Source organism: Enterobacter sp. PL_is511 (genome assembly GCF_055816065.1).
Map to the genome: position 1 here is coordinate 1,476,595 of NZ_JBVPGP010000024.1, position 16,446 is coordinate 1,493,040.

The window sequence follows — 16,446 nt, forward strand, 5'->3', positions numbered from 1 at the left end:
AAGACAACGGGTGTTAGGTTGTATGGGATCCGCAGCCCGGCCATGGAGTGTCGGGACGTAGAGACCAAAATACAAATCTATCCATGCAAGCATTTACCGCCATTTTTGGCGGTTTTTTTTGCTCAGTGTTTACCGTGGTTTTATGGCTTCAGTCGATAATGTGACTGCACCAGGCCAGAAGGGAAGCTGCGGCTTGATACCAGCGTCAAATCGATATCTCCGGACAGGGCGCCGAACAGCGACTTTCCCGATCCGAGCAGAACAGGAACGGTCGTGATCACCATATCCGCTACCAGTCCTTCGCGCAGGAACGACTGGATCACCTGTCCACCATCGAGATAGACGCGATGGACGTTCTGCATCGCCAGATCGTCGAGCACCTCCTTTGGCGTGCGGCCGGAAAACTGTACTTTACCCCTCAATGCGTCGGGCACGGGCGTATCGGCCAGCTGTCGGGAAAGCACCAGCACGGGCCGATCATACGGCCATGTGTCAAAAGTCAGCACCTTCTCATAGCTCCCCCGGCCCATCACGATCCACTCTTTGTCCGCGATGAACGCCGCATAGCCATGATCCTCAGTCGGGTCATCGCGCTGCAGCAGCCACTCGATATCGTCATTCTGTCGGGCGATGTAGCCATCAAGACTGACCGCGATGAAAACGTGTGTGGTGACCATCAGGTGCTCCGTATTAACCATAAAACTAACGCCTCAGCGGGCGGTACCAGTACGTGAAAATTGTTTGCGATACTGAGCCGGGGAGAGCGCGAACTGCTGGCGAAAATGATGACGTAATGTCGACGCCTGACCAAATCCGGTCTGTTCCGCGATGCTGTCGATGCTTAACCGGCTGCTTTCCAGATAATCTTTCGCTCGCAGCAGGCGCTCATTGATCAACCAGCGTGCGGGCGTCATTCCCGTTGCCGCCTCGAAGCGGCGAAGAAAGGTGCGCTGGCTCATTCCGACCCGACGCGCCAGCGAGTCGACGCTATGCGCGTCGATAAGATGCGTGTGCAGAAAATCAAACAGCTGGCCGAGACGTTGACTCTCCCGCAGCTGCGCCACCGGGCGGCTCAGCTGCTGCGGCTGAGATCCATCCCTGTGAGGGGGAATGACCAGCCGACGCGCCACGCTGTTGGCGGTTTCCATGCCATAATCCCGACGCACAACGTGCAGGCAGAGATCGATCCCCGCCGCGCTGCCCGCAGAGGTCAGTATATCGCCCTCATCCTGGTAGAGCACATCCTCAACCACGTCGATGTCAGGGTAACGGGTTTTTAGCGTATCAATGTAGCGCCAGTGCGTCGTGGCTTTACGTCCATTCAACAGCCCCGTAGCGGCCAGGACAAACACACCCGAACAGATGGAGAGTAGCTGACACCCGCGCACACTGGCCTGACGCAATGCGCCGCAGAGCGCATCCGGAACCGGTGAGTCCAGCCCCCGCCAGCCCGGAACCACAATCAGATCGGCAGACTCAAGCAGGGAGATATCGCCATCGGTAATGATGCGGATCCCGCCCGTCGCCCGAAGTTCACCGCTGTCCACGCCCGCCACGGCAAAACGATACCATTCGTCGCCCAGCTCGGGGCGAGGCAGGCCGAAGATTTCCACCGCCACCCCAAACTCAAAGGTACACAGACCGTCATACGCCAGCACGACCACCTTCGGGCGGGCAAGTTGTCTTAAGTTTGTCATCTTTTTGCTGTTTTCTGGCATAAGCGAGCGCATTCACGGGCTGAATTTGTGGATAGAGTAGTGTTAACACAAACGCCAAAGATGAGGAAGGATCATGAGCTATGTTACTGAATTTCCGGCTGCCGAGCCGCAGGAAGCTGTTACCCATTTTCTGCGTCGCCTGAGCGTCGAAACCGACTGTGCCGATGTGCATCATGCCATCGCCAATAATGAGCAGGACTTTGTTTTGCTGCATGTGGTGGGGAGCCCGGAGCAGTTTGCCCGTCGTCACGTACCTGGCGCATTGCATCTGCCGCGGAGCCAGATTACCGCTGAGCGCATGGCTCAATGGCCTGAAGGCACGCTGTTCGTTGTCTACTGCGCAGGGCCGCACTGTAACGGCGCGGACAGAGCCGCGCTCAAGCTGGCGCGCCTCGGGCTGCCGGTCAAAATCATGCTCGGGGGGATCGCCGGCTGGGAAGATGAAAAGTTCGCCTTTGCCAGCAGCGAAACCGCCGCCGCGCTGTGAAGATGAATTTTTTTCAATGCCCGTGAAATTTTCTCGTTTGCCGACGCCGGTGAGGTATGACATTGTTTTTGGACATTTAGACATCCAGAAGTCTAAAACTTCAAATAATGAATTATCACTGCTGGCAATTACCGTCGGCAGACTGAGGAGATTTCCATGCAACGACACCACGCCCCGTACCGCGCCGATGTAGTCGGCAGTTTTTTACGCCCGGATGCCATCAAACAGGCGCGCCTGAAGTTCGCCAGCGGCGAAATCGATGCCGGACAGCTTCGCGCGGTAGAGGATGAGGCCATTCGCCACGTCGTTGAGCAGCAGTGTGCGTGCGGCCTACACGTGGTCACCGACGGCGAGTTTCGTCGTGCCTGGTGGCACTTCGACTTCTTCGACGGACTGCAGGGCGTTGAACGTTACGATTCACAGCAGGGCATCCAGTTTAACGGGGTGCAAACCAAAGCCCACGGTGTGCGCGTCACCGGCAAGCTGGGTTTCGGTGACCATCCAATGCTCGAAGATTTTCGCTATCTGAAAAGCATCAGCGGGAACGCCCAGCCGAAAATGACCATTCCCAGCCCGAGCGTGCTCCATTTCCGCGGCGGTCGCAAAGACATTGATGCGACAGTGTATCCGGACCTGAACGTCTATTTCGACGATTTGGCCACCACCTGGCGTGATGCCATTCGCGCTTTCTATGACGCGGGCTGCCGTTATCTGCAGCTGGATGACACCGTCTGGGCCTATCTCTGTTCGGACGATCAGCGCCGTCAGATCCGCGAGCGCGGCGATGATGCCGATGAGCTGGCGCGCATCTATGCCCGCGTTCTGAACAAGGCGCTGGAAGGCAAGCCGGACGATCTGACCATCGGGCTGCACGTCTGTCGCGGTAACTTCCGTTCCACCTGGATCTCCGAAGGCGGCTATGAGCCGGTGGCGGAAGTGCTGTTCGGGACGGTCAACGTTGACGCGTTCTTCCTTGAATATGATAACGACCGCAGCGGGGATTTCGCGCCATTACGCTTTGTTCGACCGGGCAAGCAGCAGGTGGTGCTGGGTCTGATTACCACGAAAAACGGCGAGCTGGAAAACCCGGAGGGAATTAAAGCTCGTCTGGAAGAGGCGGCGAAATACGTGGCGAAAGAGCAGATCTGCCTCAGCCCGCAGTGCGGCTTTGCCTCTACCGAAGAGGGTAACAGCCTGAGCGAAACCCAGCAGTGGGACAAAGTCCGTCTGGTCACGCAGATCGCCAGCGAAGTCTGGTAAAATCGTCCTCCTCAGCGCTGCATTATAAAAGTGCAGCGCTGTGCCATTCTGAGACGTTCTCTTTACATCCGGCGTTCCCCTCCCAGAAATAGCGCTATCTCCATTCTGGCATCCTTTTTGCTCCTGCTTCGCTGACACTTTTATTTCCGCGTCCACGCCGTAACGGACGTTTTCGCACAGCGTTCTTTTTCAGGAGTGAAAATATGCAGCGTCGTACCTTATTAAAAGCCTTTGCGTTATCCGCGTCCGTCGTGGCGATGGGCATGAGTTTTGGCGCGCAGGCGGCCGATACCATCAAAGTGGGGATCATGCATTCTCTTTCCGGCACGATGGCCATCTCCGAGACTCCGCTGAAGGATGTCGCCCTGATGACGATTGATGAAATCAACGCCAAAGGCGGCGTGCTGGGTAAGAAACTGGAGCCGGTGGTGGTGGACCCGGCCTCAAACTGGCCGCTGTTTGCCGAGAAAGCGCGCCAGCTGTTGAGTCAGGATAAAGTGGCTGTGGTATTCGGCTGCTGGACGTCTGTTTCGCGCAAATCCGTACTGCCGGTCTTTGAGGAGCTGAACGGCCTGCTGTTCTATCCGGTGCAGTATGAAGGCGAAGAGATGTCGCCAAACGTCTTCTATACCGGCGCGGCGCCGAACCAGCAGGCGATCCCGGCGGTGGAATACCTGATGAGCGAAGACGGCGGCGCGGCGAAACGCTTCTTCCTGCTGGGAACCGATTACGTCTATCCGCGCACCACCAACAAGATCCTGCGCGCGTTCCTGCATTCGAAAGGGGTGGAGGATAAGGACATCGAAGAGGTTTACACCCCGTTTGGTCATAGCGACTACCAGACCATCGTCGCCAATATCAAAAAATTCTCTGCGGGCGGCAAAACCGCCGTGGTGTCGACCATCAACGGCGACTCCAACGTGCCGTTCTACAAAGAGCTGGCTAACCAGGGACTGAAGGCGACGGACGTGCCGGTGGTGGCGTTCTCCGTGGGTGAAGAAGAGCTGCGCGGGATCGACACCAAACCGCTGGTGGGGAACCTGGCGGCATGGAACTACTTTGAATCCGTGGATAATCCGACAAACCAGGCCTTCGTGGCGGATTACAAAGCCTATGCCAAAGCGCATAAGCTGCCGAACGCCGACACCGTGGTGACCAACGACCCGATGGAAGCGACTTACGTGGGGATTCATATGTGGGCGCAGGCGGTGGAAAAAGCGGGCACTACCGACGTGGATAAAGTGCGTGCGGCGATGGCCGGTCAGTCCTTTAAGGCGCCGTCAGGCTTTACGCTCACCATGGATGCCACCAACCACCATCTGCATAAGCCGGTCATGATCGGTGAAATCGAAGGCAACGGTCAGTTCAACGTGGTGTGGCAGACGGAACAGCCGGTACGCGCCCAGCCGTGGAGCCCGTTCATCGCCGGGAATGACAAAAAGCCCGACCAGCCGATGAAAACCGCCAGCAACTAAGCCATCACCGCAGGGAGAAACGTCATGAACGCCATGCGCCTGTTCATTGCTCTTGTATGGCTTTCCGGACTGCTGCCAGGGATGGTGCAGGCATCGGATGCCGATCGTTTTGTTGCCGCCAGCCGCAGCCAGCAGGCGGATTTGTTGACGCAGTGGGCTGCCGCGCCGGACGCGGTTAGGCTGCCGCTGCTGCAGGCGCTGCAAAAGGAAAATTTGTATACCGACACCCAAAAGCACGCCTTTGCGCAGCGCAATGGTCAAATGATCTCGCTCGGTGACGCAAAGGCGGCCGAAGGGCCAACTAAAGCCGTTCGTCTGACCAACCGGCTGCGCGTACTGGCCGCCACGGCCATCGCGACGCATCAGCTGGTGAGTGACAGCGTCACCGAAAGGCGATCGGCGGCACGTCAGCTTCAGCGGGATGCCCAGCCCGGGATGCTCGCTTTTCTGGAAAAGCGGGTAAACGAAGAAACGGACGCGGTGGCGCGTCAGGCGCTGCTGCTGGCGGTGGCAAATCTCCAGCTAGCCAGCCCGCTGGCCGAGGTGCGCCGCAAGGCTGTTGAATTATTAGGGCAGTCTGACGATCCGGACGTGGAGTCCAGACTTACCCCGTTTACCCAGGCACAGACAGAGCCGGATGCCGGGGTTCGCGCTGCCGCGCAGGAGAGTCTTAGCCAGATCCAGCATCGGCTGATGTGGGGCGATCTGCTGGGCCAGGCGTTTATGGGGCTTTCTCTGGGGTCGGTGCTGCTGCTGGCGGCGCTGGGGCTTGCCATCACCTACGGCCTGCTGGGGGTCATCAATATGGCGCACGGCGAAATGCTGATGCTGGGCGCGTATGCCACGTGGATGGTGCAGCAGGCGATGGCCGGGCTTGCGCCCCAGTGGCTGGCGCTCTATCCCGTTATCGCGCTGCCGGTCGCGTTCTGCCTGACGGCGGGCATTGGAATGGTGCTGGAGCGCACCGTGATTCGTCATTTGTACGGTCGTCCGCTGGAAACGCTGCTGGCGACGTGGGGCATCAGCCTGATGCTTATCCAGTTGGTGCGCATGACCTTTGGCGCCCAGAACCTCGAGGTGGCGAACCCGGCATGGCTCTCCGGCGGGGTGCAGGTTTTTGCCAACCTGACGCTGCCGTGGAACCGCATTGTGGTGCTGGGCTTCGTGCTGCTGGTGCTGTTCTTCACCTGGCTCATTCTGAATAAAACCCGTCTGGGGCTCAACGTGCGGGCGGTGACGCAAAACCGCAGCATGGCCGCCTGCTGCGGGGTACCAACAGGGCGCGTCGATATGCTGGCGTTCGGGCTTGGCTCAGGGATTGCGGGGTTAGGCGGCGTGGCGCTATCGCAGCTGGGTAACGTCGGGCCGGAGCTGGGACAGGGCTATATCATCGACTCCTTCCTTGTGGTGGTGCTTGGAGGCGTAGGCCAGCTGGCAGGCAGCGTGGCCGCGGCGTTTGGTCTGGGGATCTTTAATAAAATCCTTGAACCGCAGATGGGGGCGGTGCTGGGCAAAATCGTGATTCTGGTGGCGATCGTGCTGTTTATTCAGAAACGCCCCCAGGGGCTGTTTGCGCTGAAAGGGAGGGTGATTGACTGATGAGCCAGCCGCTGACCTTAACGCTGGCGCGCAAAGCGCCACGCACAACGCAACTTGCAGGCAGCCTGCTGGTGGTGTGTCTGCTGATATTGCCGTTTTTCGCCTTACTGCCTGCGACGCATCCGCTGGCGCTGTCGACCTGGATGCTGACCCTGATTGGCAAGATCCTCTGCTACGCCATCGTTGCGGTGGCGCTGGATCTGGTGTGGGGATATGCCGGGATGCTGTCGCTTGGGCACGGGATCTTCTTCGCGCTGGGCGGCTACGCGATGGGCATGTACCTGATGCGCCAGGCCGCGGGTGACGGCCTGCCCGCGTTTATGTCGTTTCTCTCCTGGAGCGAGCTGCCGTGGTTCTGGTGGGGAACCCAGCATTTTGCCTGGGCGCTGGTGCTGATTGTGATGGTGCCGGGACTGCTGGCGCTGGTGTTTGGCTGGTTTGCCTTCCGCTCAAAGATCAAAGGGGTCTACTTCTCGATTATGACCCAGGCGCTGACCTATGCCGGGATGCTGCTGTTCTTTCGCAACGAAACCGGCTTTGGCGGCAATAACGGCTTTACCGGCTTCACCACGCTGCTCGGGTTTTCGGTGACGGAAACGACCACCCGTATCGCGCTGTTTCTGGCCACAGTGCTGTTGCTGCTCCTGGCCCTGGGCACAGGGTTTGCGCTGGCGAAGAGCAAGTTTGGCCGCATCCTGACCGCCGTTCGCGATGCCGAAAATCGGCTGACGTTTTGCGGCTACGATCCGCGCGGGTTCAAGCTGCTGGTCTGGACGCTCTCTGCAGTGCTGTGCGGCCTGGCGGGGGCGCTGTACGTGCCGCAGGTGGGCATTATCAACCCCGGTGAAATGTCACCAACGAACTCAATAGAAGCGGCCATCTGGGTGGCGCTGGGCGGGCGTGGCACGCTGGTGGGACCGGTGATTGGCGCGGCGCTGGTGAACGGGGCGAAAAGTTTCTTCACCGTCGCGATGCCGGAATACTGGCAGCTGTTTCTGGGGTTGATTTTTATCGCCGTCACGCTGTTTTTACCGCGCGGCGTCTATGGTCTGTTTCGAAAGGGAGATAAATAATGCAGCCAGCCGAAGGGTTATTTACCCGCCAGTTGCCCGGCGATCGTTACCGCGAGCAGACCGACCCGGTGCTGCAGCTTGAGGCCATTAACGTCAATTTTGATGGCTTTCAGGCCCTGACCGATCTCTCGCTGAATATCGGCGTGGGCGAGCTGCGCTGCGTGATTGGCCCCAACGGAGCCGGTAAAACCACGCTGATGGACGTTATCACCGGTAAAACGCGGCCAAAGAGCGGCAGGGCGATTTACGACCAGTCCATCGATCTGACCGCGCTGGAGCCTGCGGCCATTGCCCGCCAGGGGATCGGGCGTAAATTCCAGAAACCCACCGTTTTTGAAGCGCTGACGGTGTGGGAAAACCTGGAGATCGCCATGAAAACCGATAAGTCCGTCTGGGCGAGCCTGCAGGCAAAACTCAACGGTGCGCAGCGCGACCGCATTGACGAGATGCTGGTTTTACTGCGCCTTAGCAGCGAGCGCGACCGCCGCGCCGGGCTGCTTTCCCACGGACAAAAGCAGTTTCTGGAAATCGGTATGCTGCTGGTGCAAGACCCGCATCTGCTGCTGCTGGATGAACCCGCCGCCGGGATGACCGACGCGGAAACGGAATACACCGCAGAGCTGTTCAAAACGCTGGCGGGCAAACACTCCCTGATGGTGGTGGAGCACGATATGGGCTTTGTTGAAACCATCGCCGACCATGTGACCGTGCTGCATCAGGGGCGGGTGCTGGCGGAAGGGTCGCTTCGCGAAGTTCAGGCCAACGAGCAGGTGATTGAGGTCTATCTGGGACGTTAAGGAGAGGGAATGTTACAGGTCAACGAACTGAATCAGTATTACGGCGGCAGCCATATCCTGCGCGGCGTGAGCTTTGAGGCTAACACTGGCGAAGTCACCTGCCTGCTGGGTCGCAACGGCGTGGGGAAAACCACGCTGCTGAAGTGTCTGATGGGGCTGATCCCGGCGAAAACCGGGGAGGTCATCTGGCAGGGTAAAAAGATTACCCACAGCAGGCCGCATCAGCGGGTGCAGACTGGCGTGGCGTATGTTCCGCAGGGGCGCGAGATTTTCTCGCGCCTGACCGTGGAAGAGAACCTTCTGCTGGGGCTGTCGCGATTTTCCGCCCGTGAGGCGAAGCAGGTGCCGGAAGAGATCTGGCAGCTGTTCCCGGTGCTTAAAGAGATGAAGCATCGTCGCGGGGGCGATCTCTCCGGCGGGCAACAGCAGCAGCTGGCGATTGGGCGCGCGCTGGCGAGCCGCCCGCAGCTGCTGATTCTGGATGAGCCGACCGAAGGCATACAGCCGTCGGTGATTAAAGAGATTGGTCAGGTGATCCGCACCCTGGCTGACCGGGGGGATATGGCGATCCTGCTGGTTGAGCAATTTTACGACTTTGCCGCCGAGCTGGCAGACAGCTATCTGCTAATGTCGCGCGGCACCATTATTCAGCGCGGACGGGGTGAGAACATGGAGCAGGAGGGCGTGCGCGGCCTGGTTGCGATCTGAAATGTTATAATATAACATCCTCGTTCTTATCAAACGGAATGAGGGTGTTATGTTGACTGCACATATTGGAAAATTTGCTATGACTCTGGGGGCGCTGCTGGTCAGCGGCCAGCTGTTTGCTCACTCGCACGGCCATCAGATGACTGAAGCGGAACAGAAAGCGGCGAACGGTGTGTTTGAGGATAAAGACGTGAAGGACAGAACGCTGTCTGACTGGGACGGGACCTGGCAGTCGGTCTATCCGTTCCTGCTTGATGGTTCGCTCGATCCGGTGTTTAAACAGAAAGCGCAGAAAGACAAAAGTAAAACCTTTGACGAGGTGAAAGCCTACTACCGAACGGGTTATGCGACGGACGTGGATGCCATCGGCATCGAAAATAACGTGATGGAGTTCCATCAGGGTAAAGCGGTCAGCCGCTGTCATTATGATTACAGCGGCTACAAAATTCTGACCTACGCGTCAGGTAAGAAAGGCGTTCGCTATCTGTTTGAGTGTAAGGACGCCAGCAGCAAGGCGCCGAAGTTCGTGCAGTTCAGCGACCATACCATCGGACCGAAGGCCTCTTCGCACTTCCATATTTTCATGGGCAACACCTCCCACGAGGCGCTGCTAAAAGAGATGGATAACTGGCCGACCTATTACCCGAACGAGATGTATAAAGAGCAGGTGGTGGAGGAGATGTTGCACCACTGATGCTTTATTGCCGGGTGGCGGCTGCGTCTTACCCGGCCTGCATTTGCTACGCCGCTTTGGCCGACTCGCACCACGCCTTCACGCTCATCCCGCGCAAAATCATCAGCCATGCGACAACAATGGCGACCATCATGATCACAAACAAGGACCAGTGCGGCAGGTTGGTCAGGATGATACCGGTGATCATCGGGTTTGCCGCCGCGCCGAGCCAGCCCAGCGCCTGCGCGGAGAAATAGCTCGCCTTCATTCCCGGTGGCGCAATGTTGTCGATCAGCATGTATTCGCCCGGCGCATAGATAATCTCACCCAGCGTGAAAATGGCGGCAGCGATGCCCCAGTAAACCAGGTTTTCCCCGGAGAGCATAAAGCCGCCCAGCCCCACGATAAAAAACAGGGTGGCGAGGGTCATCAGCGGGCGGATATTGCTGGCTGAGATTTTGCGGCCCAGCGCATATTGCAGCGTCACCACCACGGCGGCGTTGACGGGCAGTACGACAGCCACCACCTTTTCGGCGAAATCACTGTCCGCATGCGCGGCCAGAACGTATTGCGAAATACAGCTCGCGAACGACCCGCCCACGTAGGACGCCAGCAGGCCAGACAGCGTGTACCAGAACAGCGCGCGGTCTTTCAGCAATACCGACGGCTGCCAGGGCGTCTTCTCCTCGGTAGTATCCAGCGCCACGCTTTTTTGCACAAAAAAATGGATAAAGCCCAGCGGCAGCGCGGCGCAGAAGGCCGCCAGCCAGAACGGCAGTTGCAGGCTGTACATCACCAGCAGGGTGCCAATTGGCGGTCCGATCGTCCAGCCAATGTTCAGGAAGCTGTAGTTCAGCGAGAAGACGCGCGCTTTCTGGCTCGCGGTGAGCACGTCGGAGAACCAGGCCTTCAGCACCGTCGAAAAGACGGAATAGGCGCAGTTGATCAGCGCAAAGAACAGCACCACCAGCGTGACGTTATCGACCAGCGGGATCGCGACAAAGCCGGCGATAAACGCCACAATCGCGATCAGCATGTAGCGTTTTTTATCAAACTTATCGGCCAGAATGCCAAATCCCAGGCTGAATACCACGCCAATGGTCAGCGCCACGGTCAGGGCATAACCAATATTCTCGACGCTCATGCTGTAGACGCGCGTGAGATAGATGGTCATGAACGGCAGCGTTGCCCCTCTACCGATGGTTAACAACAATGACGATGCCAGCAGCGCTGCGGTTGAGCGCCTGAGAGATGGTTTCATATTCCTGCCCGACAGTTGCTTATGCTTTTATTAGATGTGTGTTAACAGGATTACCATGACATAAGGGGCTTGTATAGCACCTGATTTATCCCTAAGTGCTTCAGCTGCCTGCCAGAAATAATGATCTTCTCGTGACGTACTTTTTTCTGTTAACTTGAAGTGTTAACAAATTATTAATAATTCAGGGGCTGGATATGACGCGGAAAGACGGGCTGCTGGCATTGCTGGTGGTCGTAGTATGGGGGCTCAATTTTGTGGTCATTAAGCTGGGGCTGCACAACATGCCGCCGCTGATGCTGGCCGGTTTACGCTTTATGCTGGTCGCTTTTCCGGCCATCTTCTTTGTCGCCCGCCCGAAGATCCCGTTGAAACTGCTGCTGGGCTACGGTCTGACCATTAGCTTTGGCCAGTTCGCGTTTCTCTTCTGCGCCATCAAGTTCGGTATGCCGGCGGGTCTTGCCTCGCTGGTGTTACAGGCGCAGGCGTTCTTTACCATTATTCTCGGGGCGTTCGTGTTTGGCGAGCGTCTGCAGGGCAAACAGCTGGCGGGGATCACCCTGGCGGTGTTCGGCGTGCTGGTGCTGATCGAGGCCAGCCTGAATGGTCAGCATGTGGCGCTGCTCGGGTTTATGTTGACGCTGGCGGCAGGGCTGAGCTGGGCCTGCGGGAATATCTTCAACAAGCTGATTATGCAGCACGAGGCGCGCCCGGCGGTGATGTCGCTGGTGGTGTGGAGCGCACTGATCCCGGTGATCCCGTTTCTGCTGGCGTCGAGTATTCTGGACGGTCCGGCGGTGATGCTGAACAGTCTGGTCGACATCGATATGACCACGATCCTGTCTCTCGTCTATCTGGCCTTTGTCGCCACCATTGTGGGCTACGGGATCTGGGGATCGCTGCTGGGGCGGTATGAGACCTGGCGCGTCGCGCCGTTATCTCTGCTGGTGCCGGTGGTAGGACTTGCCAGTGCGGCGATACTGCTGGATGAAACGCTGAGCGCGCTGCAGCTGTTGGGCGCCGTGCTGATCATGGCCGGACTGTATATTAACGTATTTGGCCTGCGGGTTCGTCGGGCGACGCGGGTAAGCGAAAAGGCATAAAAAAAGCCCCGCGTCTGCGGGGCAAAAACGAATCAGAGGCCGTGCTGATTATAATAAGGCACGCCTAATTCGTCGGATTTGTCGCTACCAGCACCCATGTGGTTGAAATCATAAGGCGACTGGTCATGTGCTGACGGCAAAATCATCGTATCAGGATTATTTTGCTGCGTTGCACGAGGGGTTTGCTCCGCGAAGGTCTGGCTGGAGAACAGCACCAGCAAGGCGAGGGCGGCGGAGGCGATAACTTTCATGATTTCCTCGGTTACGTCTGTTACAGGCGATGATTAACTACAGTGTTTTAACGGATACAGGTATCGGGATTCGCCCGGCACGCTGGTGATTCGGTACTTATGAGGCGGCACGTCAAAATAGTTCTTGAACGTACGCGTCAGGGTTTGCTGCGATTCAAATCCGTAACGCTCCGCCAGATAAAGGATCGGCTCATTGCTTTCTTTCAGTTTCTGGGCAATTTCCGTCAGCTTGCGGCTGCGAATATATTGACCTAATGAATGACCGGTCTCTTTTTTGAACATCCGTTGCAGGTGCCATTTGGAGTAACCCGAACGCTCTGACACTTTTTCAAGGGAGAGCGGCGATTCCAGGTTATCTTCGATCCAGTCCAAAATGCTATGAATGGTAATAGCGTCAGTATTGCGTCTGGACATCGTCATACCTCTTTTTTCTGTTTACGGCAGGATTTTCTTCAGCAAAAGCTCAAGGGTTGCCACTTCATCTGCCGTTAAGTTTTTTGTTAGTTCCTGATGCAGTGTTTGTCCTACTAATTGATGACATTGCTCGCACATGTCCGCGCCATCGCTGGTTAGCTTCACCAGTACGCCGCGTTTGTCATTCGGGTTAGGGCTTCGTTCTATCCATCCTTTGCAGACGAGACGATCGAGCATGCGGGTTAACGCGCCCAGATCGACAGAGAGCACCTTTTTCAGCTCAACCGGCGTGATACACACTTCGCAGCGAATGGAACACAGCACTTTGAACTGTGTTGCGGTGATATCCAGCGGTGACAGGTAGTCATTGAGCAGGCGATCTTTTTTCTGATTGACCATATGAATAAGACGACCCAGCGGAACAACGTCGTTAAAGATATCACTGGTGCTTTTCACAATGGTTGCCCTGGCAAGTAATTAGTCACGGCAGATATTATTGCTCAGGCAAGTATAAGTCAACTGAATGAGTCAGCCGATGCCACGAATTGCTAAAACGTTTCATGAACTTATTTTGAGGTCTTTCAAATCAGATAGATAACTGACAGTTATCTTTTCAGAAGGGAAATAATCGTTACGTTGCACCCATGGCTGAATGTCACACTTTCACCCTATAATTGCTGTGTTAAATATGGATAAGGACAACAACGCACTATGTTGGATTTAATTAAAGCAATCAGCCTTGGGCTGGTGGTCTTGCTGCCGTTGGCTAACCCGTTAACGACGGTGGCGCTGTTCCTCGGGCTGGCAGGGAATATGAATAGTGCCGAGCGCAACCATCAGTCGATGATGGCCTCGGTGTATGTGTTTGCCATCATGATGGTGGCTTATTACGCCGGACAGGTGGTGATGAATACCTTCGGGATTTCCATCCCGGGCCTGCGTATCGCCGGGGGGCTGATTGTGGCCTTTATTGGTTTCCGCATGCTGTTCCCGGCGCAAAAAGCGCATGAGTCGCCGGAAGCGGCCAGCAAATCGGAAGAGCTGGAAACCGAACCGAGTGCCAATATCGCCTTTGTGCCGATAGCCATGCCGAGCACGGCGGGGCCGGGTACCATAGCGATGATCATCAGCTCCGCGTCGACGGTGCGTGACAGCGCAACCTTCCCGGACTGGGTGCTGACGGTAGCGCCACCGCTGATTTTTGCGATTATCGGTCTTATCGTGTGGGTGTCGCTGCGCAGCTCTGGCGCCATTATGCGCTGGGTAGGCAAGGGCGGTATCGAGGCGATTTCCCGCCTGATGGGCTTCTTACTGGTCTGTATGGGCGTGCAGTTTATTATTAACGGCGTGCTGGAAATTATTAAGACCTATCATTGATGTCTTGCCCGGCGGCGCTTCGCTTGCACGGGCCTACGGGTTTTGTAGGCCGGGTAAGGCGAAGCCGCCACCCGGCACCAACACCCCTCACCCGTGCTGCCCCTGTTCCTCCAGCGCCACCGGCCATTTACGGAATATGAGCACCGACCAGACAAGCGCCACCAGGGCCGGAATAGCCCCCAGATAGCCAATCGCCGACATCGACACGTGCAGTATGACCTGATTTCCCACCAGCGCGCCCGCGCCAATCCCCAGATTGAAAATCCCGGAGAACAGCGACATGGCAACGTCCGTTGCATCCGGCGCCAGGGCCAGCACTTTCACCTGCATGCCCAGACCAATAATCATGATCGCTACGCCCCAGAACAGGCTGAGGATCGCCAGATGGCTTTCACTGCCCGCGGCGGGCATCAGCAGCAGCAGGCAGGCCAGCAGCAGGCCGATGGCGCTGCTCACCAGTAAGGAGGCGTGCCGGTTACCCAGCTTGCCAAACAGCACGCTGCCAATAATGCCCGCGCCGCCGAGGATCAACAGTAAGACGGTGGCAAAGTTGGCGCTAAAGCCCGCCACCACCTGCACAAACGGTTCAATGTAGCTATACGCCGTGTAATGGGCCGTCACCACAATGACGGTCAGCAGGTAGATACTCAGCAGCGCCGGGCGACGCATCAGCAGCGGCAGGCTTTTCAGCGAGCCGGAATGTTCGCTCGGCAGCGCGGGCAGCAGTTTAATCAGACATACCAGCGTAACCAGCGCACCCATACCGATGGCGAAGAAGGTCGTACGCCAGCCGAAGTATTGCCCCACGATGCGGCCAATCGGCAGACCCAGCACCATCGCCAGTGCGGTACCGGTAGCAATCAGGCTCAGCGCCTGCGCGCGTTTCCCTGCCGGCGCCAGGCGAATCGCCAGCGACGCGGTGATCGACCAGAACACCGCATGGGCAAAGGCGATGCCGATGCGGCTCATGACCAGCACCGTAAAATTCCACGCAATAAATGACAGCACGTGGCTCGCAATGAACAAGACAAACAGACCGATCAGCAGCCTGCGCCGCTCCATCTGGCTGGTCAGCAGCATAAACGGCAGGGACATCAGCGCCACTACCCAGGCGTAGATGGTCAACATAATGCCCACCTGAGCCGTTTCCATCTGGAAACTTTCAGCGATGTCAGACAACAGCCCAACCGGAACAAATTCTGTGGTATTAAAAATAAACGCGGCAATGGCCAGCGTGACCACGCGTAGCCACGCAACCCTGCGGGAAACTGTGTTCGTTGTCATAGGGATGTCGGAGATTCGTTGCTGAAAAGAAGAGGAGACGATCTTAAAACGTCAAACGGCGAAAACTCAACCATTATGTGATGCAGATCTCAATATTTACCTTATAAAAGCGGTAGCCGGGAACGCTGTTTTCATTGAATATAAAAGAACAACATAATAAAAACAGGCGGTAAGACAATGCAGGAGATTGATTTTTATCTGGTAGATGCGTTCAGCGATACCTCGTTCGGCGGCAACCCGGCAGCCGTTTGCCCGCTGAAAGCGTGGTTGCCCGATGAGACCTTACTGAAAATGGCGCAGCAGCATAATCAGTCGGAAACGGCTTTTTTCGTCTGCAGTAAAGGGGGCATTGAGCTCCGCTGGTTTACCACGCTCACCGAAGTCAATCTCTGCGGCCACGCTACGCTGGCCGCCGCGCACGTGCTGTTTACCGAGCTGGATTACCCGGATTCGCGGATCCACTTTGAAACCGCCTCTGGCCGCCTGACGGTCAGCCGGGAGGGGGAGTGGATGACGCTGGACTTCCCGGCATGTCCAACCCATGAAGAGACGCCCCCGCCTGAGATGCTCTCGGCGCTGGGTATTAGCCGCTACGTTGAAGCCCGGAAAGGGCGCGCATGGGTCATCGTTCTTGAAAATCGCCAGCAGGTCGAGGCCCTCGCGCCACACTTTTCGGCGATGACGCCGGGCGAGCATAAGGTGAGCGTGACGGCGCGAGGTGAGGGGGAATACGATTTTGTCAGCCGCTTTTTCTCACCGGGCGTTTCCGTCCCGGAGGACCCGGTCACCGGCTCCGCGCACACGATGCTGATCCCGTACTGGAGCGAAAAGCTGGGCAAAACGACGATGTTTGCCCGTCAGGTTTCAGCGCGTGGTGGCGATGTGCGCTGTGAGCTGAAAGGCTCGCGGGTGCTGATGAGCGGACAGGCCACACTTTATCTGAAAGGCACAGTTTTTCTGCGCTAAATA

The 16,446-nt window shown here is 57.2% G+C and carries 18 protein-coding genes; 11 read left to right on the plus strand and 7 right to left on the minus strand.

The genetic code is table 11. The annotated features are described in order from the left end of the window. Positions 1-140: 140 nt before the first annotated feature. Both AC0TN7_RS22630 and ftrA read right to left on the minus strand, forming a co-directional pair. Positions 141-677, minus strand: coding sequence for a dihydrofolate reductase family protein (locus AC0TN7_RS22630; RefSeq protein WP_208762865.1), 537 nt, complete (start codon positions 675-677; stop codon positions 141-143). Positions 678-710: 33 nt separating this feature from the next. After that, entirely contained in the window at positions 711-1,718 is a 1,008-nt protein-coding gene (gene ftrA / locus AC0TN7_RS22635; protein ID WP_248272041.1) for a transcriptional regulator FtrA, read from the minus strand. Between the two features lie 73 nt (positions 1,719-1,791). Here ftrA and AC0TN7_RS22640 point away from each other — a divergent pair, with 73 nt between their 5' ends. The 8 genes from AC0TN7_RS22640 (at position 1,792) to zinT (ending at position 9,811) form a co-directional block, all read left to right on the plus strand. Next, on the plus strand, positions 1,792-2,205 hold the full coding sequence (locus tag AC0TN7_RS22640) for a rhodanese-like domain-containing protein (protein ID WP_061715159.1): 414 nt from the start codon (positions 1,792-1,794) through the stop codon (positions 2,203-2,205). A gap of 156 nt (positions 2,206-2,361) precedes the next feature. Next, entirely contained in the window at positions 2,362-3,465 is a 1,104-nt protein-coding gene (locus tag AC0TN7_RS22645; protein ID WP_157189171.1) for a cobalamin-independent methionine synthase II family protein, read from the plus strand. Positions 3,466-3,668: 203 nt separating this feature from the next. Continuing rightward, the gene (urtA, locus tag AC0TN7_RS22650; RefSeq protein ID WP_008502246.1) at positions 3,669-4,940 is read left to right on the plus strand and encodes an urea ABC transporter substrate-binding protein; all 1,272 of its coding nucleotides are present in this window, start codon (positions 3,669-3,671) and stop codon (positions 4,938-4,940) included. 24 nt (positions 4,941-4,964) lie between these two features. Continuing rightward, entirely contained in the window at positions 4,965-6,539 is a 1,575-nt protein-coding gene (gene urtB / locus AC0TN7_RS22655) for an urea ABC transporter permease subunit UrtB (protein ID WP_024908440.1), read from the plus strand. Then, positions 6,539-7,612: an urea ABC transporter permease subunit UrtC gene (gene urtC / locus AC0TN7_RS22660; protein ID WP_064672494.1), complete on the plus strand. Its 1,074-nt coding sequence runs from the start codon at positions 6,539-6,541 to the stop codon at positions 7,610-7,612. The genes urtB and urtC overlap by 1 nt, the downstream gene beginning before the upstream one ends. Continuing rightward, positions 7,612-8,409: an urea ABC transporter ATP-binding protein UrtD gene (gene urtD / locus AC0TN7_RS22665; protein ID WP_024908442.1), complete on the plus strand. Its 798-nt coding sequence runs from the start codon at positions 7,612-7,614 to the stop codon at positions 8,407-8,409. Before urtC ends, urtD begins: the two co-directional genes overlap by 1 nt. Positions 8,410-8,418: 9 nt before the next feature. Next, the gene (gene urtE / locus AC0TN7_RS22670; RefSeq protein ID WP_024908443.1) at positions 8,419-9,117 is read left to right on the plus strand and encodes an urea ABC transporter ATP-binding subunit UrtE; all 699 of its coding nucleotides are present in this window, start codon (positions 8,419-8,421) and stop codon (positions 9,115-9,117) included. 52 nt (positions 9,118-9,169) lie between these two features. Next, on the plus strand, positions 9,170-9,811 hold the full coding sequence (zinT, locus tag AC0TN7_RS22675; RefSeq protein ID WP_148769204.1) for a metal-binding protein ZinT: 642 nt from the start codon (positions 9,170-9,172) through the stop codon (positions 9,809-9,811). Between the two features lie 46 nt (positions 9,812-9,857). Here zinT and ydeE read toward each other — a convergent pair whose 3' ends face one another. Beyond that, a complete protein-coding gene (ydeE, locus tag AC0TN7_RS22680) occupies positions 9,858-11,051 on the minus strand; it encodes an efflux MFS transporter YdeE (RefSeq protein ID WP_473702481.1) in 1,194 nt (397 codons plus the stop codon). A gap of 194 nt (positions 11,052-11,245) precedes the next feature. On the opposite strand from ydeE, the gene eamA reads away from it, so the two are divergent. Continuing rightward, positions 11,246-12,151, plus strand: a complete 906-nt coding sequence (eamA, locus tag AC0TN7_RS22685; protein ID WP_024908446.1) for an O-acetylserine/cysteine exporter — start codon at positions 11,246-11,248, stop codon at positions 12,149-12,151. Positions 12,152-12,183: 32 nt separating this feature from the next. On the opposite strand, the gene marB is transcribed toward eamA, so the two are convergent. Genes marB through marR form a run of 3 tightly spaced genes read right to left on the minus strand, consistent with a single transcriptional unit; the run spans position 12,184 to position 13,272 of the window. Then, positions 12,184-12,402, minus strand: a complete 219-nt coding sequence (gene marB / locus AC0TN7_RS22690; RefSeq protein WP_023335698.1) for a multiple antibiotic resistance protein MarB — start codon at positions 12,400-12,402, stop codon at positions 12,184-12,186. Between the two features lie 33 nt (positions 12,403-12,435). Further along, positions 12,436-12,816 carry an MDR efflux pump AcrAB transcriptional activator MarA gene (gene marA / locus AC0TN7_RS22695; RefSeq protein ID WP_008502237.1) on the minus strand — a complete coding sequence of 127 codons (381 nt, stop codon included), beginning with the start codon at positions 12,814-12,816 and terminating at the stop codon, positions 12,436-12,438. Between the two features lie 21 nt (positions 12,817-12,837). Then, positions 12,838-13,272 carry a multiple antibiotic resistance transcriptional regulator MarR gene (marR, locus tag AC0TN7_RS22700; protein WP_032647191.1) on the minus strand — a complete coding sequence of 145 codons (435 nt, stop codon included), beginning with the start codon at positions 13,270-13,272 and terminating at the stop codon, positions 12,838-12,840. 255 nt (positions 13,273-13,527) lie between these two features. Between marR and AC0TN7_RS22705 the strand changes: the two genes are divergently transcribed. Further along, a complete protein-coding gene (locus AC0TN7_RS22705) occupies positions 13,528-14,193 on the plus strand; it encodes a MarC family NAAT transporter (protein WP_024908448.1) in 666 nt (221 codons plus the stop codon). 87 nt (positions 14,194-14,280) lie between these two features. On the opposite strand, the gene AC0TN7_RS22710 is transcribed toward AC0TN7_RS22705, so the two are convergent. Next, positions 14,281-15,477 (minus strand): sugar transporter, encoded by a 1,197-nt coding sequence (locus tag AC0TN7_RS22710; RefSeq protein ID WP_473702482.1) that lies wholly within the window; start codon positions 15,475-15,477, stop codon positions 14,281-14,283. A 177-nt stretch (positions 15,478-15,654) separates the two neighbouring features. Between AC0TN7_RS22710 and AC0TN7_RS22715 the strand changes: the two genes are divergently transcribed. Beyond that, the gene (locus AC0TN7_RS22715; RefSeq protein WP_024908450.1) at positions 15,655-16,443 is read left to right on the plus strand and encodes a PhzF family phenazine biosynthesis protein; all 789 of its coding nucleotides are present in this window, start codon (positions 15,655-15,657) and stop codon (positions 16,441-16,443) included. Positions 16,444-16,446 lie beyond the last annotated feature (3 nt).